Here is a 26,935-nt window from a genome sequence, read left to right on the forward strand (position 1 = left end):
GCTTGGGGCCGGGGGCGGGGGCGGGTTCGAGAAGGGTGGTGGACATGGGCACCTCGCAGAGGGACGGAGATCACGAAGTTACGCCTACGTCACCGTAACTTAGCTTCGCCGAGGGCGCACGGGACAGCGTCGGGAATGAATGGACCGAGCTGTCGTACGCCCGTTCTAACCTGCTGCTCATGACCGATCCCATCGCCGCCGAGGTGCGTCGGCTACGCACCGTCGAGCAGCTCTCCGTCCGTGAGATCCAGGCGCGCACCGGCCTCGGTCGCAACCGGGTCCACGAGTTCCTCCAGGGCGTTCCGCCGCCCGAACGGACGCGCCGCCCCCGCGCCAAGGACGACCTCAGGTCCGCCGCCGTCGGGCTGCGTGCCGAAGGGCGGTCGGTCAACGAGATCGCCCGGCAGTTGGGCGTGGCCAAGTCCACCGCGTACCAGTGGGTCCGGCATCTGCCGCTGGACCCGGACGAGGCGGTCGCGGAACGGCGGAGGGCTCACTCGTCGCTCATGACCGAGGCGCGGTGGGCGGCGCACCGCGAGGCCCGGGACGCCGCCCAAGCTGCGGAGAGGGCGCGTGCGGCGAGTGTGGTGGGCTGCCTCGGCGACCGGGATCTGCTACTCCTGGGCGCGGCGATCTACTGGTGCGAGGGCACCAAGTCGAAACCATGGCGGCGGGACGACCGCCTCCAGTTCGTCAACAGCGATCCGGGCCTGCTGGCGCTCTTCCTGCGTTTCCTCGAGGTGTGCGGCATCGGTCGGGACGTGCCCAGCTATCGCGTCAGCATCCACGAGACGGCGGATTGCGAGGCCGCCACGAAGTGGTGGGCACGGGAGCTCGAGCTGCCCGTCGAGCGGTTCCAACGCGCCAGTCTCAAGAAACACCGCCCGGCGACGGTGCGCCGCAACGCGGGGGATGGCTATCGTGGCTGCCTGGTGATCACCGTGCCACGTAGCCGCGAGCTCTACTGGCGGATCGAAGGTATGATCGCCGAGCTGTTCCAGATCGCGGGCGGTACCAACCGGAATTGACGTCCCGCGAAGCTTGACATTCATTGGGGTGTGGGGTAATGGCAACCCGCAGGCCTTTGGAGCCTTGAGCTCCTGGTTCGAATCCAGGCACCCCAGCTCAAACTGCATCTCCCGGCATTCGTGTGGCCACGCCGAACGGCGGTCCATCGTCTGGTTAGCATGGCCGCGAGACTGTCCGCCGTCCCGACGGGAGCCCGCGTCGTGTCCCAGCCCCACCTCCGCACCGTTGTCGTGCTCGCCGCCGGGGAGGGCAAGCGGATGAAGTCGGCGCTGCCCAAGGTGCTGCACCCGCTGCTCGGCCGTACCCTCGTCGGCCACGTGCTCACCGCGGCCGCGCCACTGGGCGCCGACCGCACGGTGGTCGTGGTGGGGCACGGCGCCGACCAGGTCCGCGCGCACCTGGCGGAGATCGCCCCCCAGGCCACGCCGGTGCTCCAGGCCGAGCAGCTCGGCACCGGGCACGCCGTCCGGATCGCGCTGGACGCCGCGCCGGACGCCACCGGCACCGTGGTCGTGATCAACGGCGACGTGCCGCTGCTCCGTCCGGAGACGGTGGCCGCGCTGGTGGAGGCGCACGAGGGCGTGGGCGCGGCGGCGACGGTGCTCGCCGCCGAGGTGCCCGACCCGACCGGCCTGGGCCGGATCGTGCGGGACGCCGACGGGCGGCTGGAGCAGATCGTCGAGGAGCGCGACGCCACGCCCGCGCAGCGCGCCCTCCGGGAGATCAACGCCGGGATCTACGCGTTCGACGCGGCCCGGCTGCGCGACGCGCTCGGCAAGCTGTCGACCGACAACGACCAGGGCGAGGAGTACCTGACCGACGTCTTCGGCCTGCTGGTCTCGGCCGGCGAGCCCGTGGCGGTGCACGTGGCGGCGGACCACGTGGAGACGCTGGGCTGCAACGACCGGGTCGAGTTGGCCGCGCTGCGCCGCCTGCTGCGCGACCGGGTCAACGAGGCGTGGATGCGCACCGGGGTCAGTCTGCTCGACCCGGACACCACGTGGATCGACGTGACGGTGGCCCTGGACCGGGACGCCGTGATCGACCAGAACACCCAGTTGCGCGGCGGCACGGTGGTCGGCACCGGCGCGGTCGTCGGGCCGGACGTGACGCTGATCGACACCGTGGTCGGCCCGGGCGCCACCGTGCTGCGCAGCCACGCCGTGGGCGCCGAGGTCGGCCCGGGCGCCACCGTGGGGCCCTACGCGTACCTGCGGCCGGACGCCCGGCTGGCGGAGAAGGCCAAGGTCGGCACGTTCGTCGAGGTGAAGAACTCCGAGGTGGGCGCGGGCGCGAAGGTGCCGCACCTGTCGTACGTGGGTGACGCGACGATCGGTGCGAAGGCCAACATCGGCGCGGCGACGATCTTCGTGAACTACGACGGGGTGAACAAGCACCGCACGACGGTCGGCGAGGCCGCCTTCATCGGCTGCGACACCAGCCTCATCGCGCCGGTCGAGGTGGGCGCGGGGGCGTACGTGGCGGCGGGCAGCGCGGTCACCCAGGACGTGCCGCCGGGCGCGCTCGGGGTGACCCGGGCGCCGCAGCGCAACATCGACGGCTGGGTGGCCCGCAAGCGGGCCGGCACGGCCTCCGCCGAGGCGGCCGAGCGGGCCCGCAGGGGCGGCGAGGGTGCGTCGGCGTCGCCCGTCGGGGCAAGTGAAGGTGAGGCAATCCACGGGGATGCCGAGGCGGTCAGCCCGGCGTCCGGCGCGGGGGATACTGCAACCGAATAGTCCCCGGCCCACCACCACCGTGCCGGGTACCACCGACCAACGGGAGCAGACGGGCCCATGGGCAGCATCGTCGCCGAAAACCGCAAGAGCCTGATGCTCTTCTCCGGACGTGGCTTTCCGGAGTTGGCCAAGGAGATCGGCGAGGTGCTCGGCGTCGCGCCGACGCCGGCCGACGCGTACGAGTTCGCGAACGGTGAGATCTTCGTACGGTTCAAGGACTCGGTGCGCGGTTCGGACGCCTTCGTGGTGCAGTCCGTCACGCACGGGGTCAACACCTGGGTCATGGAGACCCTGATCATGATCGACGCGCTGAAGCGCGGTTCGGCCAAGCGGATCACCGTGGTCCTGCCGTTCTACCCGTACTCCCGGCAGGACAAGAAGCACCGCGGCCGGGAGCCGATCTCGGCGCGCCTGGTGGCGGACCTGCTGAAGACGGCCGGCGCGAACCGGATCCTCACCGTCGACCTGCACACCGCGCAGATCCAGGGCTTCTTCGACGGCCCGGTCGACCACCTGTTCGCGATGGACATCCTCGCCGAGTACGTCCAGCACAAGTACGCGGGCCGGCCGATGACGGTGGTCGCGCCGGACTCGGGCCGGGTGCGGGTGGCCGAGCGGTGGACCGACCGGCTGGGTGGTTGCCCGCTGGCGTTCATCCACAAGACCCGGGATCCGCTGAAGCCGAACCAGGTGGTGGCGAACCGGGTGGTCGGCGAGGTCGAGGGGCGGGTCTGCCTGATCGTCGACGACATGATCGACACGGGCGGCACGATCTGCAAGGCGGCGGACATCCTCCGGGAGTCCGGCGCGGCCGACGTGATCGTCGCCTCCACCCACGCGCTGCTCTCCGACCCGGCGACCGAGCGGCTGAAGAACAGCCCGATCAGCGAGGTCGTGGTGACCAACACGCTGCCGCTGCCGCCGGAGAAGCAGCTCGACAAGATCACGGTGCTGTCGATCGCGCCGCTGCTGGCGCGGGCGATCCGCGAGGTGTTCGACGACGGCTCGGTGACCACCCTCTTCGGTGGGCTGAGCTGATCGCCTGACGCGTCCCGGGCCGGTCGGGCGACACCCGTCCGGCCCGGTGTCGACGCCCCGCGCGGTCGCTGTGGGCGGGGTGCGGTCGGGGTGACCGGCCGGTGCGGGGCGGGCCCGGATCGGCCTGCGGGCCGGCGGGAACGGTGATAAGGGGACTGCCGGAAAGCTCGGAATCATCTCGGGTAGACTGGTGCGGTTGCCACGGCGAGGGTGCCCGGCGGGCCGCTGACAAGCGCCGCACGGAGGCACCGTCATCGACGCGGTGCTCCGGGCAGTCGTTCTCGACGCATGAGCCCCAGCGAGCCCCTCGCCCAGCACCGCCAGTCGACAAGCCGCCGCGCGAAGCATCAGGAGTTTCCCCGTGTCCGAGGTAAAGATCAGCGCCGAGCCCCGTACCGAGTTCGGCAAGGGTGGTGCCCGTCGTACCCGCCGGGCCGGCAAGGTGCCCGCCGTGCTGTACGGCCACGGCGAGAAGCCCAAGCACATCGCGCTGCCGGCCCGCGAGTTCGCGGCCGCGATCCGCAAGGGCGGCGCCAACCAGCTCTTCGCGATCGAGGTCAGCGACGGCACCCAGGTGCTGGCGCTGCCGAAGGCGATCCAGCGTGACCCGATCAAGGACACCTTCGAGCACGTGGACCTGCTGCTGGTCCGCCGGGGTGAGAAGGTCACCGTCGAGGTCCCGGTCCAGCTGACCGGTGAGGCCGCGAAGGACACGCTGATCGTGCACGACCACGACACCCTCTCGGTGACCGCCGACGCCACCAAGGTGCCGGACCACCTGGAGGCGTCGATCGAGGGGCTGGAGGCCGGCAGCCAGGTCACCGCCGCCGACGTCGAGCTGCCGGCCGGCGTGGAGCTGGCCGCCGACTCGGAGCAGACGGTCGCCTCGGTGACCGCCGCGCCGACCGCCGAGCAGCTCGAGGCCACCCTCCCCGAGGTCCAGGAGGCCACCGAGGAGGCCGAGGCCGAGGTCGGCGAGGAGACCGCCGAGGCTCCGGCCGCCGAGGGCGAGGAGACCGCCGAGGCGAAGACCGAGGCCTGATCGGTTCGCATCGTTGCGACAGGCGTCCCCGCACGGTCGGGGGCGCCTGTCGGCGTATCGGTGTCCGGGCGGATGGGTGACGGCGAGCAGCGGGAGGGGCGGGGCGTGACGGACGAGACGGGGCCGTGGCTGGTGGTCGGCCTGGGCAATCCCGGTCGGGAGTACGCGGGCAACCGGCACAACGTCGGCTTCATGGTGGCCGACCTGCTGGCGGGGCGGCTCGGCGCGAAGTTCGGCCGGCACAAGCGGGCGGTGGCGGAGGTCGCCGAGGGGCGGCTCGGCTTCGGCGGGCCGAAGCTGGTGCTGGTCAAGCCGTTGACCTACATGAACCTCTCCGGCGGGCCGGTGGCCGGCCTGGCCCAGTTCCACAAGGTGCCGCCGGGCCGGGTGATCGCCGTGCACGACGAGCTGGACATCGGCTACGGCCAGCTGCGGGTGAAGTGCGGCGGTGGCGAGGGCGGGCACAACGGCCTGCGGTCGATGTCGAAGTCGCTGGGCACGAAGGAGTACGTCCGGGTCCGGTTCGGCATCGGCCGGCCGCCGGGGCGGCAGGACCCGGCGGACTTCGTGTTGTCGGATTTCGGCGCGGTCGAGCGCAAGGAGCTGGAGTTCCTGGTGGACCGGGCGGCGGATGTGGTCGAGTCGGTGGTCACCAGGGGCGTCGAGCCGACGCAGAACCTCTACCACGGGGTGTGAGTGCCGGATCGCCCGCGGTGAGCCGGTAGTCTGCGCCTTTCGGCGTGGCGTGACCGGCGGCGCGGGTCGGCGTGCCGGCGCGGAGCGTGGCGAGGCGAGGCGACGGGAGCGGGTTTCATGGGCAGTCCTCCGATGATCGACGGCGCGTTCGCCCGGTGGTTGGCGGCGCGGGCCGGTGTGGCCCTGGTCCGCCTGCGATCGGAGATGGGTTTCGCCGACGCGGGGGCGTTGAAGGCCGCGGGCGACAAGGTCTCGCACGACGTGATCCGCACCGAGCTGGCGAAGTGGCGGCCGGGCGACGCGGTCCTCTCCGAGGAGGACGAGGGCTCGCGGCTGGCCTGGGCGGCGGAGGTGAATGCCGGGGCGGTGTCGCGGCTGACCGCCGACCGGGTGTGGATCATCGACCCGCTGGACGGCACCCGGGAGTTCGCCGAGGAGGGGCGTTCGGACTGGGCGGTGCACGTGGCGCTCTGGTCGCGGGCCGCGCCGACGCCGCACGGCCTGATGGCGGGCGCGGTCGCGCTGCCGGCGCAGCAGCGGTTGCTGGCCACCGACTATCCGCCGGCGTACCCGCCCATGACCGTGGAGGCGGCGGCCGCGCCCGGTGTCCGTACGATCCGCCTGGCGGCGAGCCGGAGCCGGCCGCCGGTGTTCCTGACCGACCTGGCCGAGGACGTGGGGGCGCACCTGGTGCCGATGGGCTCGGCCGGGGCGAAGATCGCCGCGGTGGTCACCGGTGAGGTGGACGCCTACATCCACGCGGGCGGGCAGTACGAGTGGGATTCGGCGGCGCCGGTGGCTGTGGCGACGGCCACCGGACTGCACGCTTCCCGGATCGACGGTTCTGCGCTGAAATACAACGAGGCGGATCCGCGTCTCCCCGACCTGCTGGTCTGTCGCAAGGATCTCGCCCCTCGGTTGCTTGCAGCGCTGCAGCGTCATTCCGGGTAGCCTGAGCGGCACTTCTTGGCATGCCCGACCGGAAAGGTCTGGAATCAGATGAGCGGATTCGACCGAAGCGAGCCCGTGTCATGACCGCCCCTGCCGCCTACCAGGTGTCCCACCTCGACGCGCTGGAGGCCGAGAGCATCTTCGTGATGCGCGAGGTGGTCGCCGAGATGGAGCGGCCGGTGCTGCTCTTCTCCGGCGGCAAGGACTCGATCGTCATGCTCCGGCTGGCCCAGAAGGCGTTCGCCCCGGCCAACATCCCGTTCCCGGTGATGCACGTCGACACCGGGCACAACTTCCCCGAGGTCCTGGAATACCGGGACCGGCGGGTCGCCGAGCTGGGCCTGCAACTGGTCGTGGCGAGCGTGCCGGAGGCCCTGGCCAGCGGCCTGGTCCGCGAGTCGGCCGACGGGACGCGCAACCGGATCCAGACCCCGGTGCTGCTGGAGGCGGTGGAGAAGCACCGCTTCGACGCGCTCTTCGGCGGCGCCCGCCGCGACGAGGAGAAGGCCCGCGCCAAGGAGCGGGTGTTCAGCTTCCGCGACGAGTTCGGCCAGTGGGACCCGAAGAACCAGCGCCCGGAGTTGTGGGCGCTCTACAACGGCCGGCACCACCCGGGCGAGTCGATCCGGGTCTTCCCGCTGTCCAACTGGACCGAGCTGGACGTGTGGCACTACATCGCCCGCGAGCGGATCGCCCTCCCGTCGATCTACTACGCGCACGAGCGCGAGGTGATCGAGCGCGACGGGATGCTCTACGCGGTCAACGAGTTCTTCCGCCCGCGGGCGGGCGAGGAGCGATTCAAGGCGCGGGTGCGCTACCGGACGGTGGGCGACGCGTCCTGCACCGCGGCCGTCCGCTCCGACGCCGACACGGTGGAGAAGGTCATCGAGGAGGTCGCCGCCACCCGGATCACCGAGCGCGGCGCGACCCGCGGCGACGACCGGGTCAGCGAGGCCGCCATGGAGGACCGCAAGCGGGAGGGCTACTTCTGATGACCACCGAGACCGTCCCGCCGGCCGGCGCCAACCCGACGGACACCCGGGCCGCCACCGGCGCCGCGCCGGAGGCCCGGCCCATGGACCTGCTGCGCTTCGCCACGGCCGGCAGCGTGGACGACGGCAAGTCGACCCTGATCGGGCGGCTGCTCTACGACACGAAGTCGCTCTTCACCGACCAGCTCGCCGCCGTCGAGGCGGTCAGCGCGGCCCGGGGCGACGAGTACACGAACCTGGCGCTGCTCACCGACGGCCTGCGCGCCGAGCGGGAGCAGGGCATCACCATCGACGTGGCGTACCGCTACTTCGCCACACCGCGGCGGAAGTTCATCATCGCCGACACCCCGGGGCACATCCAGTACACCCGGAACATGGTGACCGGGGCGTCGACGGCCGACCTGGCGCTCATCCTGGTGGACGCCCGCAAGGGACTCGTCGAGCAGTCCCGCCGGCACGCGTTCCTCTGCTCGCTGCTGCGGGTGCCGCACCTCGTCCTCTGCGTCAACAAGATGGACCTGGTCGACTACTCGCAGGAGGTCTTCGAGCGGATCGCGGACGAGTTCACCGCGTTCGCCGCGAAGCTCGACGCGCCCGACCTGACCGTGGTGCCGATCTCCGCGCTGCGCGGCGACAACATCGTCAGCCGGTCGGCGAACATGCCCTGGTACGAGGGGCCGTCGCTGCTGCACCACCTGGAGCGGGTGCACATCGCCAGCGACCGCAACCTGGTCGACGTCCGGTTCCCCGTGCAGTACGTGATCCGGCCGCAGTCCACCACCGTCACCGACTACCGGGGCTACGCCGGCCAGGTCGCCTCGGGGGTGCTCAAGCCGGGTGACGAGGTGATGGTGCTGCCGTCCGGCTTCACCAGCCGGATCTCCGCCGTGGAGACCGCCGACGGGCCGGTGGCGGAGGCGTTCCCGCCGATGTCGGTGACCGTACGCCTGGAAGACGAGATCGACATCTCCCGGGGCGACATGATCTGCCGGCCCAACAACGCCCCGGCGGTGGCCCAGGACATCGAGGCGATGGTCTGCTGGATGGACGAGACCCGCCCGCTCCAGATCGGCGGCAGGTACGCCATCAAGCACACCACCCGGTCGGCGCGGGCCATCGTGCGCGGCCTGCACTACCGGCTGGACATCAACTCGCTGCACCGGGACGAGGCCGCCGGCGAGCTGGGGCTCAACGAGATCGGCCGGGTGCGGCTGCGGACCACGGTGCCGCTGCTGGCCGACGAGTACCGCCGCAACCGCACCACCGGCGGCTTCGTGATCATCGACGAGACCACCAACCGTACGGTCGGCGCGGGGATGATCGTCGAGGCGCAGTGAGCCTCATCGACGGGCGGGCGCCCACGCCCGCCCGTCGCCCGTGTCGGCCCCCGCGCCTGCGGGGCTGACCGCGCCCGTTTCCGCGCCCGCCGGGCTGGCCGCGCCGGCCCCCGCGGCTGCCCGGCCGAGCGCGCCGGCCCCCGCGCCCGGCGCCGAGGCGGTCGGCGGCGCACCGGTGCCGGCCGGGACCTTCGCGTCCGCACGGGCCACGAGGCGGGTCCAGATCCGGTAGCCGACCCAGCGGACCACCGGGACGGCCCGGCGCGTGAGCTGCCGCCAGGCGCGGAGGGCGAGGACCGCGCCGGCGGGCATCAGCAGCAGCGCGGCCACCCCGCCGGCGGGGGTGTCCCTGCCGGGGGCGAGGCCGCTGACGAGCAGCCCGCCGAGCGCCGCCGCGGTGAGCGCCAGGCAGAGCACGACGGAGGTCGTGCCGAGCTGGCGGCGAAGCTGGCGGCGGACCGCCGGCGGCTGCCGCCGCCAGACCGCCGGGGCCGCCCCGGCGACGACCGCCAGGAGGGCCACGGCGGCGGCGAGCCGCACCGGCTGCCCGCCGCCGACCAGTGCGAACAGCGCCCAGTGGCCGGCGCCGGCCAGCGCCCCCGCGTCGAAGAGGCGCCAGCACAGGGCCGCCGCGACCGCCTCGTGCGCCCCGGCGGCCCAGCGGGCCTGCGGGTTGGCGGCCAGGGCGTCGGTGAGCCCCCGTGCGGCCCGGCCGACCCGGTCCTTCGACGCGTCCATCCGCGCCAGCAGGGCCAGCGCCGGCTCGTACGCCGGATCCAGGACGAGGGCCTGCCCGCACGCCTGCCGGGCCGCGCGGAGCCGGCCCATCCGCAGGTGGATCCGGGCGTCCAGCAGGTGGACGTCGGGGACGTCGTGGCGGATCGCGCGCGCGGTGTCGGCGTGCCGGCGGGCGACCACGACGCGGGTGGGGTTGCCGAGGGTCAGCAGCGCCTCCGCGAACAGCGCGTGGGCCTCCCACGACCGCGGCGCCAGCTCCAGGGCGCGCTGGGCGGCGGCCGCCGCGTACCCGGGGTGCCCGGCCGCCAGCAGGATCCGGGCCTTCTCGGCGAGCAGGTGTTCCTGGGTGCGCGCGACGCCGAGGGCCTGGTCCACCAGGCGCATGGCCTCCGCCAGCTGGCCCATGGACCGGTGGCAGCGGGCCAGGTGCACCAGCAATCCGGCGTGGTGGGGCTGCTCGGCCAGTGCGCCGCGCAGCACCTGCGCCGCCTCGGCGTGTCGCCCGACGCGGCTCAGCGCCTGGGCCCGCTCCTGGGCGGCCACTCCGGCATCGCTCACGTCGCCTCCCCTTTCCGGCGCGATCCGGTCGGAGGCACACCCTACCGACCGTCCCGGTCGGACGGTCGGCGCAGGCCGCCGGCGCGGGCGGTGGTCGTCGCGCCGCCGGCGGCCCGCCGGAGCCTTCGTCGCCCCGGCGGGCCGACACCTCGCGCGTTCAGTCCAGCCGGGTCGCTCCGGGGCCGGGCAGGACCGTGACGTGGCCCGGCGCGGCGAAGCCGCGTTCGGCGTACGCGGCCGTGACGGCGTCGGCGACCGCCCCGGCACGGTCGGCGTCGACCAGGGCGAGGACGCAGCCGCCGAAGCCGCCGCCGGTCATCCGCGCGCCGAGCGCACCGGCGGACAGGGCCGCCTCGACGGCCGTGTCGATCTCCGGCACCGTGATCTCGAAGTCGTCGCGCATCGAGGCGTGTGAGGCGGTCAGCAGCGGGCCGATGTCGCGTACCTTGCCGGCGCGCAGCAGGGCGACGGTGTCGAGCACCCGCTGGTCCTCGGTCACCACGTGCCGCACCCGGCGGCGGGTCTCGGCGTCGTCGAGCCGGGCCAGCGCGTCGGCCAGCCCGTCGGCGGGGACGTCCCGCAGCGCCGGGACGCCGAGCAGGCCGGCCGCCGCCTCGCAGGAGGCGCGGCGGGCGGCGTACTCGCCGTCGGCGTGCCGGTGCGGGGCGCGGCTGTCGACCACCAGTACGGCCAGGCCGGCGGCGTCCAGGTCGAAGGGGATGTGCTCGACGGACTCGTCGCGGCAGTCCAGGAAGAGCGCGTGCCCGGCGCGGCAGCGGATCACCGCCGACTGGTCCATGATCCCGGTCGGCGCGCCGACGTAGGCGTTCTCGGCGCGCTGGGCCAGCCGGGGCTGCCGCTCGCGGGGCAGCTCCAGCCCGCCGAGGTCGACCAGGGCGGCCAGCACGGCGGCCTCCAGCGCCGCCGAGGAGGAGAGGCCGGAGCCCAGCGGCACGTCGGAGGCGATCGCCAGCCGGGCGCCGGGCACGGCGTGGCCGGCCTCCCGCAGCGCCCAGACCACCCCGGCCACGTACGCGCCCCAGCCGGCGACCCGGCCCGGCTCGGCCACCTCGTCGGCGCCGAAGGCGACCGTCTCGCCGGACAGCTCGGACCAGACCGTCCAGCGCTCGCCGGGCTGCCCGGCGGCGGCGGCCACCGTGCGCAGCGGCAGTGCGAAGGGCAGCACGAAGCCGTCGTTGTAGTCGGTGTGCTCGCCGATCAGGTTGGCCCGGCCAGGAGCCGCCCAGCGGCCCGCGGGCTCCTCGCCGTACGTCGAACGGAAGCCGGCGGTGGCGCGGGCGGCGACGTCGGCGGTCACCGCGGCCCCGCCACGTGCGTGCGGTAGAAGGCCCAGGCGTCGCCGACCATGTCGTGCAGCGTCGGCTTCTCCGGCACCCAGCCCAGTTCCTCGCGGGCCAGCGCGGACGAGGCGACCAGCTCGGCGGGGTCGCCCTCGCGGCGCGGGGCCACCTCGACCGGCACCGGGTGCCCGGTGACCTCGCGGACCACCTCGACCACCTGCCGATTGGTGAAGCCGTTGCCGTTGCCCAGGTTGTAGATCCGGTGCTGGCCGGGGGTGGCCGCGTCGAGCGCGAGCAGGTGGGCGCGGGCCAGGTCGGCGACGTGGATGTAGTCGCGCACGCAGGTGCCGTCGACGGTGGGGTAGTCGTCGCCGAAGAGCTGGAGCTTCTCGCGGCGGCCGGCGGCCACCTCCAGCGCGATCGGGATCAGGTGGGTCTCCGGGTCGTGCCGCTCGCCGAGCGCGACGTCGCCGTCGAGGTGCGCCCCGGCGACGTTGAAGTAGCGCAGCGAGACGGCGGCCAGGCCGTGGGCGACCGCCTCGGAGGTGAGCGCCATGTCGACGGCGAGCTTGGTGGCGCCGTACGTGTTGGTGGGGGCCTTCACCGCGCTCTCGGGGATCGGCAGCTCGGTGGGGTTGCCGTAGACCGCGGCGGTGGAGGAGAAGACCAGCCGGGGCACGCGGGCGGCCCGGACGGCGTCGATCAGGGCGAGCGAGCCGACGGTGTTGGTGTGCCAGTAGAGCTCCGGCTTGACCATCGACTCGCCGGCGGCGATCAGGGCGGCGAAGTGCAGCACCCCGTCGAAGCCCGCGTCGGGGGTGAGCACCCGGGCGACGTCGTGGATGGCGGCGTGGACGTGCGTGGCGTCGGGCGCGAGCGCCTCCCGGTGGCCGGTGCGCAGGTCGTCGAGGACGACCACCTCGTGTCCCGCGTCGAGCAGCATCCGGGTCACCACGCTGCCGATGAAGCCGGCGCCGCCGGTGACGAGCAGTTTCACGTCGGTCTCCTCCCGCCCGGCCGCCCGGTCGCGGCCGTGTCGTGATCACCCTAAGGCCGCCCGCCGTGCTCCCGCCCGCCGTCGACGCGCGCCCGGCCCGACGCGCTGACGACGCCGCCGGATCCCGGGAGGGCCCTCCCGCCACGAGGCGCGGGGGAGGGCGCCCCTGCCCGGCCGCAGCCCTCGCCATTCCATCACAATCTCTCAGATCCGAACAGAGGCGAACATCGCACGCCCGGCGGCCCGGCGCTGTCTACCATCACTGTCATGCGGGAAGCGGGTGGTCCCGGGCCGCGTGGACGCGCCCGGAATCGGTCGCGTCGCGAGCCGGGGCCGCTGGCCCGGGCCGTCGCCCGGATCCTGGTCCGCGCCGCCGACGGCGCCACCCGCGCGGTGACGGACCTGCTGGGCGCGAGCCCGGCGGCCGGCCGGGAGCGGATCAGCGAGGCGGAACTGCGCGACCTGGTCGCCGCCAACACCCTGCTCGACCCGTTCGAGCGCCGGATCATCGACGAGGTGCTGGTCGCCGGGGCGAGCCTGGTCCGCGAGGTGATGATGCCCCGCACCGAGGTGGTGTTCCTCTCCGCCCGGCTGACCATCGCCGAGGCGGAGCGGCTGGTCCGGGCCGAGACGCACACCCGCTACCCGGTCGTCGACGGCACCCACGACGACGTGGTCGGCTTCGTGCACCTGCGCGACGTGCTGCTCCGCCCCGACCTCGACCCCTGCACCACGGTCGGTGAGCTGACCCGGGAGGTGAAGCGGCTGCCCGGCAGCAAGCGCGTGCTCGCGGCGCTGAGCGAGATGCGCCGGGAGCGCCACCACCTCGCCGTCGTGGTCGACGAGTACGGCGGCACCGCCGGGATCGTCACCCTGGAGGACCTCATCGAGGAACTGATCGGGGAGATCCACGACGAGTACGACACCGTCCCCGAACCGGTGCACGCCGGCCTGCCCGCCGTGGTGGACGGTCGGCTCAACCTCGCCGACTTCGCCGAGCGCACCGGGGTGACGCTGCCGCCCGGTCCGTACGAGACGGTGGGCGGCTTCGTGATGGCGGCGCTGGGCCGGCTCCCGGTCCCCGGCGACGAGGTGCCCGTGGCGGGCAACCCGGCCGACGGCGGCGGCCCGGGCGCCGGCGACCCGCCCGGCGGCTGGCTGCTGCGGGTGCTCACGCTGGAGGGGCGCCGGGTGGCCCGGCTCACCGTCTCCGCCGTGCGCGTGCCGGAGCCCCGGCGCGAGGTCAGCGCGCCGGCGCCGGTGGGTCGGGGCCGACCCGCCGGCCCGTCATGACGTGCGCCGGGCGTTGCTGACAGAATTGCCGTCATGTCCGACGTTCCCGCCCGCCCCCGCGTCTTCTCCGGCATCCAGCCGACGGCCGACTCGTTCCACCTCGGCAACTACCTCGGCGCGGTGCGGCACTGGGTGGCCCTGCAGGACACCCACGACGCGTACTACTGCGTCGTCGACCTGCACGCGATCACCGCCGGGCACGACCCGAAGGTGCTCCGGCAGCGGTCCCGGCTGGCCGCCGCGCAGCTCTTCGCCGTGGGTCTCGACCCGGAGCGCAGCACGCTCTTCGTCCAGTCGCAGGTGCCCGAGCACTCGCAGCTCGCCTGGGTCCTGGGCTGCATCACCGGGTTCGGCGAGGCGAGCCGGATGACCCAGTTCAAGGACAAGTCGCAGAAGCAGGGCGGCGAGCGGGCGAGCGTCGGCCTGTTCACCTACCCGATCCTGCAGGCCGCCGACATCCTGCTCTACCAGGCCCACGCGGTGCCGGTGGGCGAGGACCAGCGCCAGCACCTGGAGCTCTCCCGCGACCTGGCCCAGCGGTTCAACTCGCTGTTCGGGCAGACCTTCACGGTGCCCGCCCCGCACATCGTCAAGGACACCGCGAAGATCACCGACCTGCAGGACCCGACGGCGAAGATGTCGAAGTCGTCGTCCTCGCCGGCCGGCATCATCGACCTGCTGGACGACCCGGCGCGCTCGGCCAAGAAGATCCGTTCGGCGGTCACCGACACCGGGCGGGAGATCGTCTTCGACAGCGAGACCAAGCCGGGCGTCTCCAACCTGCTGACCATCTACTCCGCGCTGAGCGGGCGGAGCATCGACGACCTGGTGGCCGCGTACGCCGGCAAGGGCTACGGCGACCTGAAGAAGGACCTCGCCGAGGTGGTGCGGGAGTTCGTCACGCCGATCCAGGAGCGCACCCGTACCTACCTCGACGACCCGGCGCAGCTGGACAAGCTGCTCGCCGCCGGTGCGGAGAAGGCCCGCGCGGTCGCCGCGGCGACGCTGCGCGACGCGTACGAGCGGGTGGGCTTCTTCCCGCCGGTGCGCGGCGAGTAGCGCCGCGGCGCGACGGGCGGGGGTGGACAGGTCGGTGGCCGGAGGGGTGGCGCGGAGCGTGGATCGCAGGGACGGGGCGCCGGATGCCGGTGACACCATCCAGATCGGCATCGCGGTGGACATCCCGGAGCCGTGGGGCGGCATGCTCACCCGACGCCGGGTCGAGGCCGGGGACCCCCAGGTCGTGCCCGCGCACGTGACCCTGCTCGGGCCGACCGAGATCGCGGTGGCGTCGCTGCCGGCGGTGGAGCGGCACCTCACCGCCGTCGCCGCCGCCCACCTGCCGTTCACGCTGCACCTGCGCGGCACCGGCACCTTCCGGCCGGTGACCCAGGTGGTCTTCGTGGCGGTGGCCGCCGGGATCAGCGAGTGCGAGCTGCTCGCCGCCGCGATCAGCGCCGCACCGGAGTTGCGTCGCGAGGCGCGCTTCCCCTACCACCCGCACGTCACCGTCGCGCAGGACGTCGCGCCGGAGGCGCTGGACCGGGCGTACGAGGACCTGGCCGACTTCTCGGCGATGTTCGAGGTGGAGGCGTTCACCCTCTTCTCGCACAGCGGGCAGACCCGGTGGCAGCCGCGCCGGGAATTCCGGCTGGGCGGCTGAGACCCGTCCGCCGGATGCGCGGCGGTGCCCGGTGCCGACCACGCGTCCCGACGCGCCGGTGCGGCGAGGGCTGGCGGCCGCTTACCCGCGCGGTGGCGGGAGATCGGCGAGGATGACGGCGTGAACGTGATGGGGCGCATCGAGGCGGGCATCGACCGTCGGATCAGCGCCGCGCGCCGCCGGTCCGGCGCCGTCGACCACCTGTGGCGGGCCGGCGTGCTCTACAACGAGGTGCTGGGCGGGCGGCTGGCCGCCGCGATCGCCTACTACGGCTTCTTCGCGGTGTTCGCGCTCGCGCTGGTCGCGTACTCGATCTTCGGGGCCATCCTGGAGGACAACGACGAGGTCAGCGCCGCCGCTGCCGACTTCCTCCGGGAGAACCTGCCGTTCCTCGACCCCGTGCAGATCGCCGAGAGCAGCGGCACGGTCGGGGTGGTCGGCCTGGTCATCCTGGGCTTCACCGGCATCGGCTGGGTGGAGGCCATCCGCTCCTCCCAGCGGCTGATGTACGGGCTCAACCAGCAGCCCGGCAACCTGGTGGTCCGCCGCCTGGTCGACCTCGGCGTGCTGCTCGCCATCTTCGTGCTGCTCGGCGTCTCGGTGGCGGCGGTGGACGCGCTGGAGTCGCTGCTGCGCTTCCTGCTGCGCAGCACCGGCTCGGTCGGCCTGACCACGGTCAGCGCGGTGCTCAGCGTGCTGGTCAACGCGGTGCTGGCCACCCTGCTGCTGGTGGCGGTGCCGCGGCTGCGGATGAGCCGGGTCCGGCTGCGCCCGGTGGTGCTGCTGGTCGCCGTCGGCATCACGCTGCTGAACACCGTCGGGCGCTACTACGTGGTGCGCACCGAACGGAACCCGGCGTACACGGTGGTGGCGGGCGCGGTGGGGCTGCTGCTCTACCTCTACCTGCTCAACCAGTTGGTGCTCTTCGGCGCGGCGCTCGCCGCGACCAGCCGGCGCGGCCGGGTGGTGGACCTGGCGGAGGGCCCGGCGCCGGCCGACCTCGACGCGGAGACGGAACCCGGCGCGCCGGGCGGGGCCGGATGAACGGGGGAGCGGGCGTGCGCATCTCGGTCGACCAGGGCTCGGCGGTGCCGCCGTACGAGCAGGTGCGTGGGCAGCTCGCGGAGCTGATCGGGACGGGCCGGCTGGCGGTCGGCACCCGGCTGCCGACGGTGCGGCAGTTCGCGGCGGACCTCGGGCTGGCGACCAACACGGTGGCCCGGGCGTACCGGGAGCTGGAGGCGGCCGGCCTGCTGGAGACGCGGGGCCGGCACGGCACCTTCGTCGCACCCGGCCGCGATGACGCGGTGGACCGGTTGCAGCGGGTGGCGGTCGACTACGCCGCCGAGGCCGCCCGGTTGGGGGTGCCGCCGTCGGCCGCGCTCGCCCTGGTCCGCGCGGCGCTGGACGCGGCGCGACCGGGCTGACGGCGCGGCGGCGGACGCGCTCCGGCCGTCGCCCGCCGACCGACCGCGTCCGCCGACCGCCCGGCCCGGATTCCCGACGGCCACGACGCCGGCGATTGGGCCGAATGCCACCCGCGTTTCCGCCGGGACGGACGATGATGGGCGCGTGGGCGCACTCGTGACACTGGACCTGCCGGAAGACTCGCCGATGCTCGGCCTGCCGTGGATCATCACCTTCGGCCCGCTCGGCGACGCCGACGAGTGGGAACCGGTGGTCTGCGGCCCCTACGAGCGGCCGCACGCCCTCGCGCTCGCCGAGGCGGTGGTCGCCGAGGAGCAGTTGATGGCGGTGGTCGAGCCCTTGCTGCCGGCGGTGTCGGCGGAGGAGATCCGGGGCGAGATCGCCGCCGCGCAGATCGCCGCCGAGGACGAGACGGCGCAGATCGAGGAGGCCGACCTCTACGGCGACTTCGAGGACACCATCGACGAGGAGTTGGAGGCGGCGGCCGCCGAGGACGACCGGACCGAGCCGCTCGCCCCGCCCAGCGAGGCCGAGCTGCGCGCGGGCTTCGGCCGCATCGCCGCGAAGCTCACCGGCGGGGCGGCCTGAACCGGCCCGGCTCCCGGCGGCGGTAGAGGGCGGTCGGGCGCGTCTCCACCGCCGCGACGCCCGGCGGCGGAACGGGCGGCCGGGGGGCGGTCAGGGGCGACCCGGCGGCCGGTGCAGCACGCAGAACTCGTTGCCCTCGGGGTCGACCAGTACGTCGAAGCCCTCGTCGCCGCGCTGTCCCACGTCCGCGCGTCGGGCGCCGAGCCCGATCAGCCGGCGCACCTCGTCGGCCGGGTCGCCGTCGGCGACGAGGTCCAGGTGCAGCCGGTTCTTGCCGCGCTTCGGCGTGCCGGAGCCCTGCAACCAGACCGTCGGGGCTCCGACCTCGCCGGCCGGGGGAAAGAGCTTGGCGCTGCCGTCGCCGCCCGCGCGGACGACGTAGCCGAGGGCCGCCGACCAGAAACCGGCCATCAGGTCGAGATCGACGACGTCGAGGGTGTACTGCGCGACGCGAACCACCATGGGGTCGTCGTACCCCGGTGCGCCGGGAGCGACACCGGTTCCGATGGACGCCGGCACCCCGGGGAGCGGACTCCCCGGGGCGCCGGCGCCACCTCACCCCCCACCACAAGGGGTCGGTGGCCCAGCCGCCCGTCGGCGCGGGGCACAACGGACGACCAGGTCGATGACGGGTTACCCGCTCAGCGCCGTTCGAACCAGGCAGCCGCGTCGACCGGGAGCACGTGGCCGGCGCCCTGCCCGGTGAGCGTCTCGCTGGAGGCGATCGGCTCGCCGTACCCGTCGATCAGGGCCGGGGCACCGCTGATGTTGACCACGCAGGTCAGCACGGTGTCGCCGGCGGCGCGGCTGAAGGCGAGCACGCCCGGCTCGGTCTCCAGCCAGGTGACCCCGCCCGCGTCGGCGGCGAGCGCCGGGTGCTCGCGGCGGATCCGCAGGGCGGCGCGGTAGAGCTCCAGCGTCGAGCCGGGTACGCCGGTCTGGGCGGCGACCGAGAGGCCGCGCCAGGTCGCCGGGGCCGGCAGCCAGCTCAGCTCGCTGCCGGCCGGCCCGAAGCCGTACGGGGCCAGCTCGCCGCTCCACGGGATCGGCACCCGGCAGCCGTCGCGGCTCTCGCCGGTGCGCAGGAACGCCGGGTCCTGGCGCAGCTCGTCCGGCAGGTCGAGCACCTCCGGCAGGCCCAGCTCCTCGCCCTGGTAGATGTAGGCGCAGCCGGGCAGGGCGAGCATCAGCAGGGTGGCCGCGCGGGCCCGGCGCAGCCCTTCGGCGCCGTCGCCGTAGCGGGTGACGTGCCGCTGCTTGTCGTGGTTGGAGAGCACCCAGGTGGTCGGCGCGCCGACGATGGTCGACTCGGCGAGGGCGGTGTCGATCACCTTGCGGAACGAGTCGGCCGACCAGGTCGCGTCGAGGAAGTCGAAGCTGAACGCCTGGTGCAGCTCGTCCGGGCCGATGTAGCGGGCGAGGCGCTGCGGGGTCTCGGCCCACGCCTCGGCGACCGCCATCCGGCCGCCCGGGTAGCTGTCCAGGATCGGCCGCCAGGCGCGGTAGATGTCGTGCACCTCGTCCTGGTCGAAGTACGGGAGCCGGCCCTTGCCGAGCAGCTCCACCTGGCGCTGCCCGGTGGTCATCGTGCTGAAGCCGACGTCCGGCAGCCCTTCGGCCTTGATCATGCCGTGGGCCACGTCGATCCGGAAGCCGTCCACGCCCCGGTCGAGCCAGAAGCGCAGGATGTCCTCGAACTCGGCGCGGACCTCGGGGTGGCGCCAGTTCAGGTCCGGCTGGGCCGGGTCGAACAGGTGCAGGTACCACTGGCCGTCGTCGACGCGGGTCCAGGCGGGGCCGCCGAAAATGCTCTCCCAGTCGTTGGGCGGCTGCTCGCCGTCGGCGCCCCTGCCGTCGGCGAAGAGGTAGCGCTCGCGCTCGGCGGAGCCCGGCCCGGCGGCCAGCGCGGCCCGGAACCACGGGTGCGCGTCGGAGGTGTGGTTGGGCACCAGGTCGACGATGATCCGCAGGCCGAGCGCGTGCGCGTCGGTGATCATCGCGTCGAAGTCGGCCAGGGTGCCGAACATCGGGTCGACGTCGCGGTAGTCGGCGACGTCGTACCCGCCGTCGACCATCGGCGAGGTGTAGAAGGGGGTCAGCCAGAGCGCGTCCACACCGAGCTCGTGCAGGTACGGCAGGCGCTCGCGGATGCCCTGCAGGTCGCCGATCCCGTCGCCGTTGGAGTCGGCGAAGCTGCGGACGTAGACCTGGTAGACGACCGCGGAGCGCCACCAGTCGTCGTCGGAGGTCAGCGGCGTGGGGTTGCTGACGGTCATCGGAGGCGTTCCCCGTTCTGTGACGCGCGGGACAGCGGCACCCGACGCGGTGCGGGTGGAAGGCGCGGTATGTCTGAGCAGGATGCCGCCCAGATACTGCAAGAGTCAAGCATTCCTTGCGCAAGGAATGGCGTCGGTCACGCCGCGCGGCCGGTCGCCCGGCGCGGAAGCGGGACCGCCGGCCGGTCGGTCGTGACCCGGAGCGGGCGGTCAGGCCGGAACGGCGAGCGCGGGCGGCGCCGGTCGCTGGCGGGTCGGGCCGTCGCCCCGGGCCGGGCGGGCGCCGTCCGCCGGGGCCACCGCGGTGGAGCCGCGCACCACCAGCTCGGGGCGGAACACGTACTCCGAGTGCGGGGCCGCGTGCCCGTTGATCTCGTCGACCAGGGCCCGGACGGCGGCGACCGCCATCGCGGCCACCGGCTGGCGCATGGTGGTCAGCGGCGGGTCGGTGAAGGCCATCAGCGGGGAGTCGTCGTAGCCGACCACCGAGAGGTCCCCCGGCACGGAGAGGCCACGCTGCCGGGCGGCCCGGATCGCGCCGAGCGCCATCAGGTCCGAGCCGCAGACGATGCCGGTGACGCCCCGGTCCAGCAGCCGCGCGGCGGCCGCCTCGCCACCCTCCACGCCGAACAGGGAGAGCTCGGCCAGCTCGCCGAGGCCCGCCTCGGCCACGCCGGCCAGCCGGACCATCGCGGCCCGGAAGCCGGCCACCCGGCGCTGCACCGGCACGAACCGGTCCGGGCCGGTGATCAGGCCGATGCGGCGGTGCCCGAGCGCCACCAGGTGGGCCACGGCCAGCTCGGTGGCCTCGCCGTCGTCGCAGGAGACGAAGGGCGCGGGGATGCCCGGCGCGTACCCGTTGATCATCACGATGGGCAGCGGGCGGGCGAGCAGGGCGCGGTACCGGTCGTGGTTGGCGGCGGTGTCGGCGTGCAGGCCGGAGACGAAGACGATCCCGGAGACCTGCCGGTCCAGCAGCATCTCGACGTACTCGTCCTCGGTGACGCCGCCGGGGGTCTGGGTGCACAGCACGGGGGTGAACCCGCTCTGCGCCAGCGTCGACTCGATGACCTGCGCGAACGCGGGGAAGATCGGATTGTCCAGTTCGGGGACCACCAGACCCACCAGGCCGGCGCTGCGCTTGCGCAGCCGGGCCGGGCGCTCGTAGCCGAGCACATCGAGGGCGGTCAGGACGGCCTGCCGGGTTTCGGGGGCCACTCCCGGGCGGTCGTTGAGCACCCGCGACACCGTGGCCTCGCTGACTTCGGCCTGTTGGGCGATGTCGGACAGTCGAGCGCGCATGGCCCGCACTTTAGCTCACGAGCAAGTTCTTGCGTACACTCTTGCAAGCCCTTCCATTCTCTGAAACCCCTTGCTAACGTCCCCGCAACACGCGAGAGCAGCGGCGCAGCACGCCGGGCGCCGGTTGGCAAGAAATTTACAGAGGTTTCCACTGGCGGGTCGCCCTTCCCCCGGCGGGCCGCCATGACGACAGGAGTACCGATGCGCATCCGTACCGCGGGTGTGGTCGCCGTCCTCGGCCTGGCGCTCGCCGCCTCGGGCTGCGGCGGCGACAGCAGCGACGAGCCGGCCGCGAAGGAATCCACCAAGGCCGCCGCCGGCGGCAAGCTGGTGATCTGGGCCGACGACAAGCGCACCGCCGCCCTCAAGCCGTTCGCCGAGAAGTTCGGTCAGGAGAACGGCGTCACGGTCGAGGTCCAGGCCGTCTCCAAGGACCTGCAGACCAACTTCGTCACCGCCTCGCAGCAGGGCAGCGGCCCGGACGTCGTGGTCGGCGCGCACGACTGGATCGGCAACCTCGTCCAGAACGGTGCCATCGACCCCGTGCAGCTCGCCGCCGAGCAGAAGAGCGGCTTCAACGCCACCGCCGTCAAGGCCGTGACGTTCAACGGCCAGCTCTACGGCGTGCCCTACGCCATGGAGAACGTGGCGCTGATCCGTAACACCGAGCTGGCCCCCGAGGCGCCGAAGACGATCGAGGAACTGGTCGCCACCGGCAAGAAGCTCAAGGCCGAGAAGAAGGCCAGCGAGATCCTCTGCCTCCAGTCCGGCCAGAACGGCGACGCGTACCACATCTACCCGCTCTACACCTCCGGCGGCGGGTACCTCTTCGGCACCGCCGCCAACGGCGACTACGACCCGAAGGACCTGGGCGTCGGCAAGCCGGAGTCGATCGAGGCGTTCAAGAAGATCGCCAAGCTCGGTGAGAAGGGCGAGGGCGCGCTGAAGCGGTCCATCACCGGCGAGAACTCGATCGCCACCTTCACCGGCAAGAAGTGCGCCTTCCTGGTCTCCGGCCCGTGGGCCGTCGCGGACGCCAAGAAGGCCAACATCAAGTACGACATCTCCCCGGTCCCCGGCTTCGCCGGTGGCAAGGAGGCCCAGCCGTTCGTGGGCGTCCAGGCGTTCTACGTGGCGTCGAAGGGTAAGAACAAGGCCCTGGCCCAGGAGTTCGTGGCCAACCACGTCACCACCCCCGAGCTGGCCGTGGCGCTCTACAACGCCGAGCCGCGCCCGCCGGCGCTGACCGCCGCGCTCGACCAGGTCAAGGGCACCGACCCGGACCTGGCCAAGTTCCAGGAGGCCGGCAAGAACGGCCAGGTGCTCCCGGCGATCCCGGCCATGGCCACCATCTGGGACCCGTTCGGTAAGGCCGAGGCCGCCATCATCGGCGGCGCCGACCCGACCAAGACGATCACCGCGGCCGGCAAGACCATCTCCGGCCAGATCAAGTAATGAGCACGTCGCTGTCCGGCCCGGGCCCTGTCACGCAGGGCCCGGGCCGGGAGCCCGCCGGCCCCGGGCTCCCGGGCACGTCCCGTACCGCGCGGCACCACGCGCCGATCACCGCGACCGGTCTGCTCGTCAAGGTGGTCCTGCTCGGCCTGACCGCCGGGATCGCGATCTGGGCGGCGTTCCCGCTCGTCGAGGCGGAGAAGTGGATCGGGCTGGCCGTGCTGGCCGCCACCACCGCCGGGCTCTTCTACCTCTACCTGACCCGCCGGCACATCCCGGCGAAGTACCTGGTCCCCGGCACGCTCTTCCTGATCGCGTTCCAGGTGGTCCCGGTGCTCTACACGGCGAGCACCGCCTTCACGAACTTCGGCGACGGCCACCGCGGCACCAAGGACGACGCGGTCGTCGCCATCCAGACCGCCTCGGTCAAGCAGGTGCCGGGCTCGACCGAGTACGCCCTGTCGATCGCCACCAAGGGCGACCCGGCGACCGGCCCGCTCGTCTTCCTGGTCTCCGACCCGGCCACCGGCGTGGTGTCGGCCGGCGACACCGGCGGGCTGCGCCGGCTCGACGCCGGCCAGGTCACCGTCGCGCCCGGCGGCAGGGTCACCGCCGCCGAGGGCTACACCGTGCTCAACTTCGGCCAGGCCAGCGCGCGCAGCCAGGAGATCACCGACCTGGTGGTGCCGACCTCCGGGGGCGCGCTGCGCTCCGCCGGCCTGTCCCGCGCCTACGAGGGCAAGGCGGTCCGGGCGTACGACGCCGGCTGCGACTGCGTCCGGGACACCGAGACCGGCAAGACCTGGACGGCGGACGAGGACACCGGCGCCTTCGTGGCCGCCGACGGCGAGCGGCTGGCCCAGGGCTGGAAGGTCAACGTCGGGCTGGCGAACTTCTCCCGGGTGCTCACCGACCCGGCCATCTCCGGCCCGTTCTTCGGCACCCTGCTGTGGAACTTCGCCTTCGCCATCGGCTCCACCGGCGGCACGTTCCTCCTGGGCATGTTCATCGCCCTGGCGCTGCACTCGCCCCGGATGCGGGGCACCAACCTCTACCGGATCCTGCTGATCCTGCCGTACGCCATGCCGTCGTTCGCGATGCTGCTGGTCTGGCGGGACATGTTCAACACCGACTTCGGCCTGATCAACAACCTGTTCGGGCTCGGAGTGGACTGGTTCGGCCAGGAGTGGTCGGCCCGGATCGCGGTGGTCCTGGTGCAGCTCTGGCTCGGCTACCCCTACATGTTCCTGGTGTCCACCGGCGCGCTCCAGGCCATCCCGAAGGAGCTGACCGAGGCGTCCTCGGTCGACGGCGCCTCGCCCTGGCAGTCGTTCCGCTCGGTCACCCTGCCGCTGCTGCTGGTCGCGCTCTCGCCGCTGCTGATCTCGTCCTTCGCGTACAACTTCAACAACTTCAACGCGATCTACCTGACGACCGAGGGCGGCCCCTTCCCGGCGGACAACCCGACCGCGGGGGCGACCGACCTGCTCATCACGTACACCTACCGGCTTGCCTTCGGCGCCCAGGGCGCCCAGTTCGGCCTGGCGGCCGCGGTGTCGATCTTCATCTTCACCATCGTCGCGGTGGTGTCCGCGGTGAGCTTCCGGCGCACCCGCAAGCAGGAGGAGGTGTACTCGTGACCTCGCCCAGCGGCGCTCCGGGCGCGGGGACCGGAACCGCCCCCGCCCCCAACCGCAACGCGGGCCGCAACCGGTGGTTCGCCCAGGTCGGCTGGCGCCACCTGGTCGGCGTGCTGGCGGTCGCGTTCAGCCTCTTCCCGATCCTGTTCGTGCTGTCGGCCGCGCTCAACCCGCTTGGCACGCTCTCCTCGACGGAGCTGCTGCCGACCGGGGCGTCCTTCGAGAACTTCACGAACCTGTTCGACCGCACGGCGTTCGGGTGGTGGTTCCTCAACTCCCTGCTGATCGCCGGGGTGGCCTCGTTCGCGTCGGTCTTCCTGTCGGCGCTGGCCGCGTACGCCTTCTCCCGGATGCGCTTCTCCGGTCGCCGGGTCGGGCTGCTCTCGCTGCTGCTGATCCAGATGTTCCCGCAGTTCCTGGCGATCGTGGCGATCTTCCTGATCTTCACGACGATCACCGACCTGTGGCCGGCGATCGGCTTCAACACCCCGTGGGGCCTGCTGCTGCTCTACCTGGGCGGCGCGCTGGGCGTGAACACCTGGCTGATGAAGGGCTTCTTCGACACGCTCCCCCGCGAGCTGGACGAGTCGGCCACGATGGACGGCGCCACGCACGCCCAGGTCTTCTTCCGGATCATGCTGCCGCTGGTGGCACCGATCCTGGCGGTGACCGGCCTGCTCGCCTTCATCGGCACCATCAACGAGTTCCTGATGGCGAACGTCTTCCTGACCAACAGCGAGTCCAAGACCCTCGCGGTCGGCATGTTCGGTCTCGTGGCCGGGGAGCGGAACAACAACTTCGGCATCTTCGCGGCGGGCACCCTGCTCACCGCGATCCCCACGGTGCTGGTCTTCCAACTGGTCCAGCGCTACATCGTCTCCGGCCTCACCGCCGGAGCTGTCAAAGGCTGAGCCTCCTCGGCTCACCGCTGCGGCAAGGGCGTCGGCGTCCGACGTACACCGGAGCAGTCACGGGTCGACCGCCGCGGTCGGGAAACCGGCCGTGGCGGGTGACCTCATTTCTCTCCCCGTCCGACCGACGCGAAAGGCACCGCCATGTCCCTGTTGCCGCACCACGACGGATCCGCCCTGTACGTCCCCGAGCAGGAGCCCTCGCTCGGCGACACCGTCGATGTCTTCGTCCGGGTGCCGGCCGGCGCCGACATCCGTCAGGTGCACGTGCGCACCACCGGCGACGGCGAGCCCCGGTTCACCGAGGCGGTCGTCGACCGCACCGACGGCGGCGACGTCTGGTGGCGGGTCCCGGTCGAGGTTCGCAACCCGGTCAGCAACTACCGGTTCATGCTGACCGGCGGTCGCGGCTACCGCTGGCTGAACGCCGCCGGCGTGGTGAGCCACGACGTGCCGGACAACGGCGACTTCAAGCTGGTCACGCACGCCCCGCCGCCGGCCTGGGCGCGCGACGCGGTGATCTACCAGATCTTCCCGGACCGGTTCGCCCGCTCCGCCGCCGCCGACGGGCGGGACCTGCCGGACTGGGCGATCCCGTGCGACTGGGACACGCCGGTGATCGGGCGCGGCCCGGAGACCCCCTACCAGTTCTACGGCGGCGACCTGGACGGCATCACCGGGCGGCTGGACCACCTGGACCGGCTCGGCGTGAACACCGTCTACCTCACCCCGATCTTCCCGGCCCGCTCCAACCACCGCTACGACGCCGCCAGCTTCGACACCGTGGACCCCCTGCTCGGTGGGGACGCCGCGCTGGTCCGCCTCGCCGACGCTGTACGCGCCCGCGGCTGGCGGCTGCTGGGCGACATCACCAGCAACCACACCGGCGACGCGCACGAGTGGTTCACCAGGGCCACCTCCGACGTGTCCGCGCCGGAGCGGGAGATGTACTACTTCGACGAGGTGACCGGCGACTACGAGACCTGGAACGGGGTCAAGTCGCTGCCGAAGCTGAACTGGGGCAGCGCCGAGCTGCGCCGACGCTTCGCCACCGCCGAGGACTCGCTGCTGCGCCGCTGGCTGCGCCCGCCGTACGGGCTGGACGGCTGGCGGGTGGACGTCGCGAACATGACCGGCCGGCGGGGCGCCGACGCGTACACCCACGAGGTGGCGGCGCTGCTGCGGCGGGTGGTCGCCGAGACGCGCGCCGACGGCCTGCTGCTGGCCGAGCACGGCCACGACCACACCGGCGACCTGGACCGCGACGGCTGGCACGGGACGATGAACTACGTCGGCTTCACCGACCCGGTCTGGTCCTGGCTGCGGCAGGGCGACGACCCGGTGCCGAACTTCCTCGGCACCCCCGGCGGGGTGGCGCGGCGCGACGCGGACGCCGTGCTGGCCACCATGAACGCCTACCGGTCGCTGGTCTCGTGGCGGTCGTACACCCACTCGTGGCAGCTGCTCGGCTCGCACGACTCCGCCCGGATCCGCACCGTGGTCGGCGACGCCGCGCGGCAGGAGGTCGCCGCGGGGCTGCTCGTCACCATGCCGGGCACCCCGGTGATCTTCGCCGGGGACGAGCTGGGCCTGACCGGCACCAACGGCGAGGGCTCGCGGACCCCGATGCCGTGGCACCGGCCCGAGACCTGGGACGCCGCCACGTTCGCCAGCTACCGGGCGCTGGTCGCGCTGCGCCGCGCCGAGCCCGCGCTGCGCCACGGCGGCCTGCGCTGGCTGCACCACGACGCGGACACCCTGGTCTTCCTGCGGGAGGCGCCGACCGGCACCGTGCTGGTGCTGGCCCGCCGGGCCGCCGGCGCCCCGGTCCGGCTGGTCGGGCTGCCGACCGGCGAGAACGTGTACGGCGGTGCCCCCGCCCTGCGTCCCGCCGCCGACGGCGCGGTCACCCTGCCCGCCGACGGCCCCACGTTCCAGGCCTGGCGCCTGGCCTGACCCCGCCC

24 protein-coding genes and 1 tRNA gene are annotated in these 26,935 nt (G+C 73.2%); 19 read left to right on the forward strand and 6 right to left on the reverse strand.

What is annotated here, in order from left to right; genetic code table 11:
• Nucleotides 1-179: 179 nt before the first annotated feature.
• From ACSNOB_RS23905 to cysN, 9 genes are all read left to right on the forward strand, one after another.
• Nucleotides 180-1,028, forward strand: coding sequence for a helix-turn-helix domain-containing protein (locus ACSNOB_RS23905; protein WP_436688671.1), 849 nt, complete (start codon nucleotides 180-182; stop codon nucleotides 1,026-1,028).
• A gap of 24 nt (nucleotides 1,029-1,052) precedes the next feature.
• Nucleotides 1,053-1,124: transfer RNA gene (locus ACSNOB_RS23910), tRNA-Gln, on the forward strand.
• Nucleotides 1,125-1,187: 63 nt separating this feature from the next.
• A complete protein-coding gene (gene glmU / locus ACSNOB_RS23915; protein ID WP_436688672.1) occupies nucleotides 1,188-2,765 on the forward strand; it encodes a bifunctional UDP-N-acetylglucosamine diphosphorylase/glucosamine-1-phosphate N-acetyltransferase GlmU in 1,578 nt (525 codons plus the stop codon).
• Between the two features lie 57 nt (nucleotides 2,766-2,822).
• Complete coding sequence (locus ACSNOB_RS23920) at nucleotides 2,823-3,803, forward strand: ribose-phosphate diphosphokinase (protein WP_393102389.1); 981 nt, start codon at nucleotides 2,823-2,825, stop codon at nucleotides 3,801-3,803.
• Nucleotides 3,804-4,164: 361 nt separating this feature from the next.
• Entirely contained in the window at nucleotides 4,165-4,845 is a 681-nt protein-coding gene (locus tag ACSNOB_RS23925; RefSeq protein ID WP_393102390.1) for a 50S ribosomal protein L25/general stress protein Ctc, read from the forward strand.
• A gap of 105 nt (nucleotides 4,846-4,950) precedes the next feature.
• Nucleotides 4,951-5,541, forward strand: a complete 591-nt coding sequence (gene pth / locus ACSNOB_RS23930) for an aminoacyl-tRNA hydrolase (protein WP_436688673.1) — start codon at nucleotides 4,951-4,953, stop codon at nucleotides 5,539-5,541.
• Nucleotides 5,542-5,658: 117 nt separating this feature from the next.
• Nucleotides 5,659-6,492, forward strand: coding sequence for an inositol monophosphatase family protein (locus ACSNOB_RS23935; RefSeq protein ID WP_436688674.1), 834 nt, complete (start codon nucleotides 5,659-5,661; stop codon nucleotides 6,490-6,492).
• Nucleotides 6,493-6,572: 80 nt separating this feature from the next.
• Nucleotides 6,573-7,484: a sulfate adenylyltransferase subunit CysD gene (gene cysD, locus ACSNOB_RS23940; protein ID WP_393102393.1), complete on the forward strand. Its 912-nt coding sequence runs from the start codon at nucleotides 6,573-6,575 to the stop codon at nucleotides 7,482-7,484.
• Nucleotides 7,484-8,821: a sulfate adenylyltransferase subunit CysN gene (gene cysN / locus ACSNOB_RS23945; protein WP_436688675.1), complete on the forward strand. Its 1,338-nt coding sequence runs from the start codon at nucleotides 7,484-7,486 to the stop codon at nucleotides 8,819-8,821. Before cysD ends, cysN begins: the two co-directional genes overlap by 1 nt.
• 3 nt (nucleotides 8,822-8,824) lie before the next feature.
• Here cysN and ACSNOB_RS23950 read toward each other — a convergent pair whose 3' ends face one another.
• The 3 genes from ACSNOB_RS23950 to galE form a co-directional block, all read right to left on the reverse strand.
• Nucleotides 8,825-10,117 (reverse strand): tetratricopeptide repeat protein, encoded by a 1,293-nt coding sequence (locus ACSNOB_RS23950; RefSeq protein ID WP_436688676.1) that lies wholly within the window; start codon nucleotides 10,115-10,117, stop codon nucleotides 8,825-8,827.
• A gap of 157 nt (nucleotides 10,118-10,274) precedes the next feature.
• Nucleotides 10,275-11,435, reverse strand: a complete 1,161-nt coding sequence (gene galK / locus ACSNOB_RS23955) for a galactokinase (protein WP_436688677.1) — start codon at nucleotides 11,433-11,435, stop codon at nucleotides 10,275-10,277.
• Nucleotides 11,432-12,415 (reverse strand): UDP-glucose 4-epimerase GalE, encoded by a 984-nt coding sequence (gene galE, locus ACSNOB_RS23960; protein WP_436688678.1) that lies wholly within the window; start codon nucleotides 12,413-12,415, stop codon nucleotides 11,432-11,434. Before galE ends, galK begins: the two co-directional genes overlap by 4 nt.
• Nucleotides 12,416-12,682: 267 nt before the next feature.
• Between galE and ACSNOB_RS23965 the strand changes: the two genes are divergently transcribed.
• The 6 genes from ACSNOB_RS23965 to ACSNOB_RS23990 all read left to right on the forward strand — a co-directional run bounded on the left by ACSNOB_RS23965 (nucleotide 12,683) and on the right by ACSNOB_RS23990 (nucleotide 17,387).
• Complete coding sequence (locus tag ACSNOB_RS23965) at nucleotides 12,683-13,708, forward strand: hemolysin family protein (RefSeq protein WP_436688679.1); 1,026 nt, start codon at nucleotides 12,683-12,685, stop codon at nucleotides 13,706-13,708.
• 33 nt (nucleotides 13,709-13,741) lie between these two features.
• Nucleotides 13,742-14,767, forward strand: a complete 1,026-nt coding sequence (trpS, locus tag ACSNOB_RS23970) for a tryptophan--tRNA ligase (RefSeq protein WP_393102399.1) — start codon at nucleotides 13,742-13,744, stop codon at nucleotides 14,765-14,767.
• A gap of 22 nt (nucleotides 14,768-14,789) precedes the next feature.
• Complete coding sequence (locus ACSNOB_RS23975; RefSeq protein WP_436688680.1) at nucleotides 14,790-15,371, forward strand: 2'-5' RNA ligase family protein; 582 nt, start codon at nucleotides 14,790-14,792, stop codon at nucleotides 15,369-15,371.
• 120 nt (nucleotides 15,372-15,491) lie between these two features.
• Nucleotides 15,492-16,415, forward strand: coding sequence for a YihY/virulence factor BrkB family protein (locus ACSNOB_RS23980; protein WP_436688681.1), 924 nt, complete (start codon nucleotides 15,492-15,494; stop codon nucleotides 16,413-16,415).
• A 14-nt stretch (nucleotides 16,416-16,429) separates the two neighbouring features.
• Nucleotides 16,430-16,798: a GntR family transcriptional regulator gene (locus tag ACSNOB_RS23985; protein ID WP_436688682.1), complete on the forward strand. Its 369-nt coding sequence runs from the start codon at nucleotides 16,430-16,432 to the stop codon at nucleotides 16,796-16,798.
• 145 nt (nucleotides 16,799-16,943) lie between these two features.
• Nucleotides 16,944-17,387 carry a hypothetical protein gene (locus ACSNOB_RS23990; protein ID WP_393102403.1) on the forward strand — a complete coding sequence of 148 codons (444 nt, stop codon included), beginning with the start codon at nucleotides 16,944-16,946 and terminating at the stop codon, nucleotides 17,385-17,387.
• Nucleotides 17,388-17,477: 90 nt separating this feature from the next.
• On the opposite strand, the gene ACSNOB_RS23995 is transcribed toward ACSNOB_RS23990, so the two are convergent.
• From ACSNOB_RS23995 to ACSNOB_RS24005, 3 genes are all read right to left on the reverse strand, one after another.
• The gene (locus ACSNOB_RS23995) at nucleotides 17,478-17,849 is read right to left on the reverse strand and encodes a VOC family protein (protein ID WP_436688683.1); all 372 of its coding nucleotides are present in this window, start codon (nucleotides 17,847-17,849) and stop codon (nucleotides 17,478-17,480) included.
• A gap of 179 nt (nucleotides 17,850-18,028) precedes the next feature.
• Nucleotides 18,029-19,663: a glycoside hydrolase family 13 protein gene (locus ACSNOB_RS24000; protein ID WP_436688684.1), complete on the reverse strand. Its 1,635-nt coding sequence runs from the start codon at nucleotides 19,661-19,663 to the stop codon at nucleotides 18,029-18,031.
• A 210-nt stretch (nucleotides 19,664-19,873) separates the two neighbouring features.
• Nucleotides 19,874-20,965 carry a LacI family DNA-binding transcriptional regulator gene (locus tag ACSNOB_RS24005; RefSeq protein WP_436688685.1) on the reverse strand — a complete coding sequence of 364 codons (1,092 nt, stop codon included), beginning with the start codon at nucleotides 20,963-20,965 and terminating at the stop codon, nucleotides 19,874-19,876.
• A 201-nt stretch (nucleotides 20,966-21,166) separates the two neighbouring features.
• On the opposite strand from ACSNOB_RS24005, the gene ACSNOB_RS24010 reads away from it, so the two are divergent.
• From ACSNOB_RS24010 to ACSNOB_RS24025, 4 genes are all read left to right on the forward strand, one after another.
• On the forward strand, nucleotides 21,167-22,420 hold the full coding sequence (locus tag ACSNOB_RS24010; RefSeq protein WP_436688686.1) for a sugar ABC transporter substrate-binding protein: 1,254 nt from the start codon (nucleotides 21,167-21,169) through the stop codon (nucleotides 22,418-22,420).
• Entirely contained in the window at nucleotides 22,420-24,060 is a 1,641-nt protein-coding gene (locus ACSNOB_RS24015) for an ABC transporter permease subunit (RefSeq protein WP_436688687.1), read from the forward strand. The genes ACSNOB_RS24010 and ACSNOB_RS24015 overlap by 1 nt, the downstream gene beginning before the upstream one ends.
• Before the next feature lie 101 nt (nucleotides 24,061-24,161).
• Nucleotides 24,162-24,971, forward strand: coding sequence for a sugar ABC transporter permease (locus ACSNOB_RS24020; RefSeq protein WP_436688689.1), 810 nt, complete (start codon nucleotides 24,162-24,164; stop codon nucleotides 24,969-24,971).
• A gap of 144 nt (nucleotides 24,972-25,115) precedes the next feature.
• A complete protein-coding gene (locus ACSNOB_RS24025) occupies nucleotides 25,116-26,927 on the forward strand; it encodes a glycoside hydrolase family 13 protein (RefSeq protein ID WP_436688688.1) in 1,812 nt (603 codons plus the stop codon).
• The last annotated feature ends 8 nt before the right edge of the window (nucleotides 26,928-26,935 follow it).

The organism is Micromonospora sp. URMC 106 (genome assembly GCF_051386395.1).
In the GTDB taxonomy this organism is placed as follows: domain Bacteria; phylum Actinomycetota; class Actinomycetes; order Mycobacteriales; family Micromonosporaceae; genus Micromonospora.

Excerpts from the sequence above, each read along its gene's own strand:
- cysD (WP_393102393.1), top strand. The coding sequence starts at position 6,573 with ATGACCGCCCCTGCCGCCTACCAGGTGTCCCACCTCGACGCGCTGGAG.
- ACSNOB_RS24005 (WP_436688685.1), bottom strand. The coding sequence starts at position 20,965 with ATGCGCGCTCGACTGTCCGACATCGCCCAACAGGCCGAAGTCAGCGAG.
- ACSNOB_RS23965 (WP_436688679.1), top strand. The coding sequence starts at position 12,683 with ATGCGGGAAGCGGGTGGTCCCGGGCCGCGTGGACGCGCCCGGAATCGG.
- cysN (WP_436688675.1), top strand. The coding sequence starts at position 7,484 with ATGACCACCGAGACCGTCCCGCCGGCCGGCGCCAACCCGACGGACACC.
- ACSNOB_RS23920 (WP_393102389.1), top strand. The coding sequence starts at position 2,823 with ATGGGCAGCATCGTCGCCGAAAACCGCAAGAGCCTGATGCTCTTCTCC.
- trpS (WP_393102399.1), top strand. The coding sequence starts at position 13,742 with ATGTCCGACGTTCCCGCCCGCCCCCGCGTCTTCTCCGGCATCCAGCCG.
- ACSNOB_RS24025 (WP_436688688.1), top strand. The coding sequence starts at position 25,116 with ATGTCCCTGTTGCCGCACCACGACGGATCCGCCCTGTACGTCCCCGAG.
- ACSNOB_RS24000 (WP_436688684.1), bottom strand. The coding sequence starts at position 19,663 with ATGACCGTCAGCAACCCCACGCCGCTGACCTCCGACGACGACTGGTGG.
- ACSNOB_RS24015 (WP_436688687.1), top strand. The coding sequence starts at position 22,420 with ATGAGCACGTCGCTGTCCGGCCCGGGCCCTGTCACGCAGGGCCCGGGC.
- ACSNOB_RS23935 (WP_436688674.1), top strand. The coding sequence starts at position 5,659 with ATGGGCAGTCCTCCGATGATCGACGGCGCGTTCGCCCGGTGGTTGGCG.
- glmU (WP_436688672.1), top strand. The coding sequence starts at position 1,188 with ATGGCCGCGAGACTGTCCGCCGTCCCGACGGGAGCCCGCGTCGTGTCC.
- ACSNOB_RS23905 (WP_436688671.1), top strand. The coding sequence starts at position 180 with ATGACCGATCCCATCGCCGCCGAGGTGCGTCGGCTACGCACCGTCGAG.
- ACSNOB_RS23995 (WP_436688683.1), bottom strand. The coding sequence starts at position 17,849 with ATGGTGGTTCGCGTCGCGCAGTACACCCTCGACGTCGTCGATCTCGAC.
- ACSNOB_RS24010 (WP_436688686.1), top strand. The coding sequence starts at position 21,167 with ATGCGCATCCGTACCGCGGGTGTGGTCGCCGTCCTCGGCCTGGCGCTC.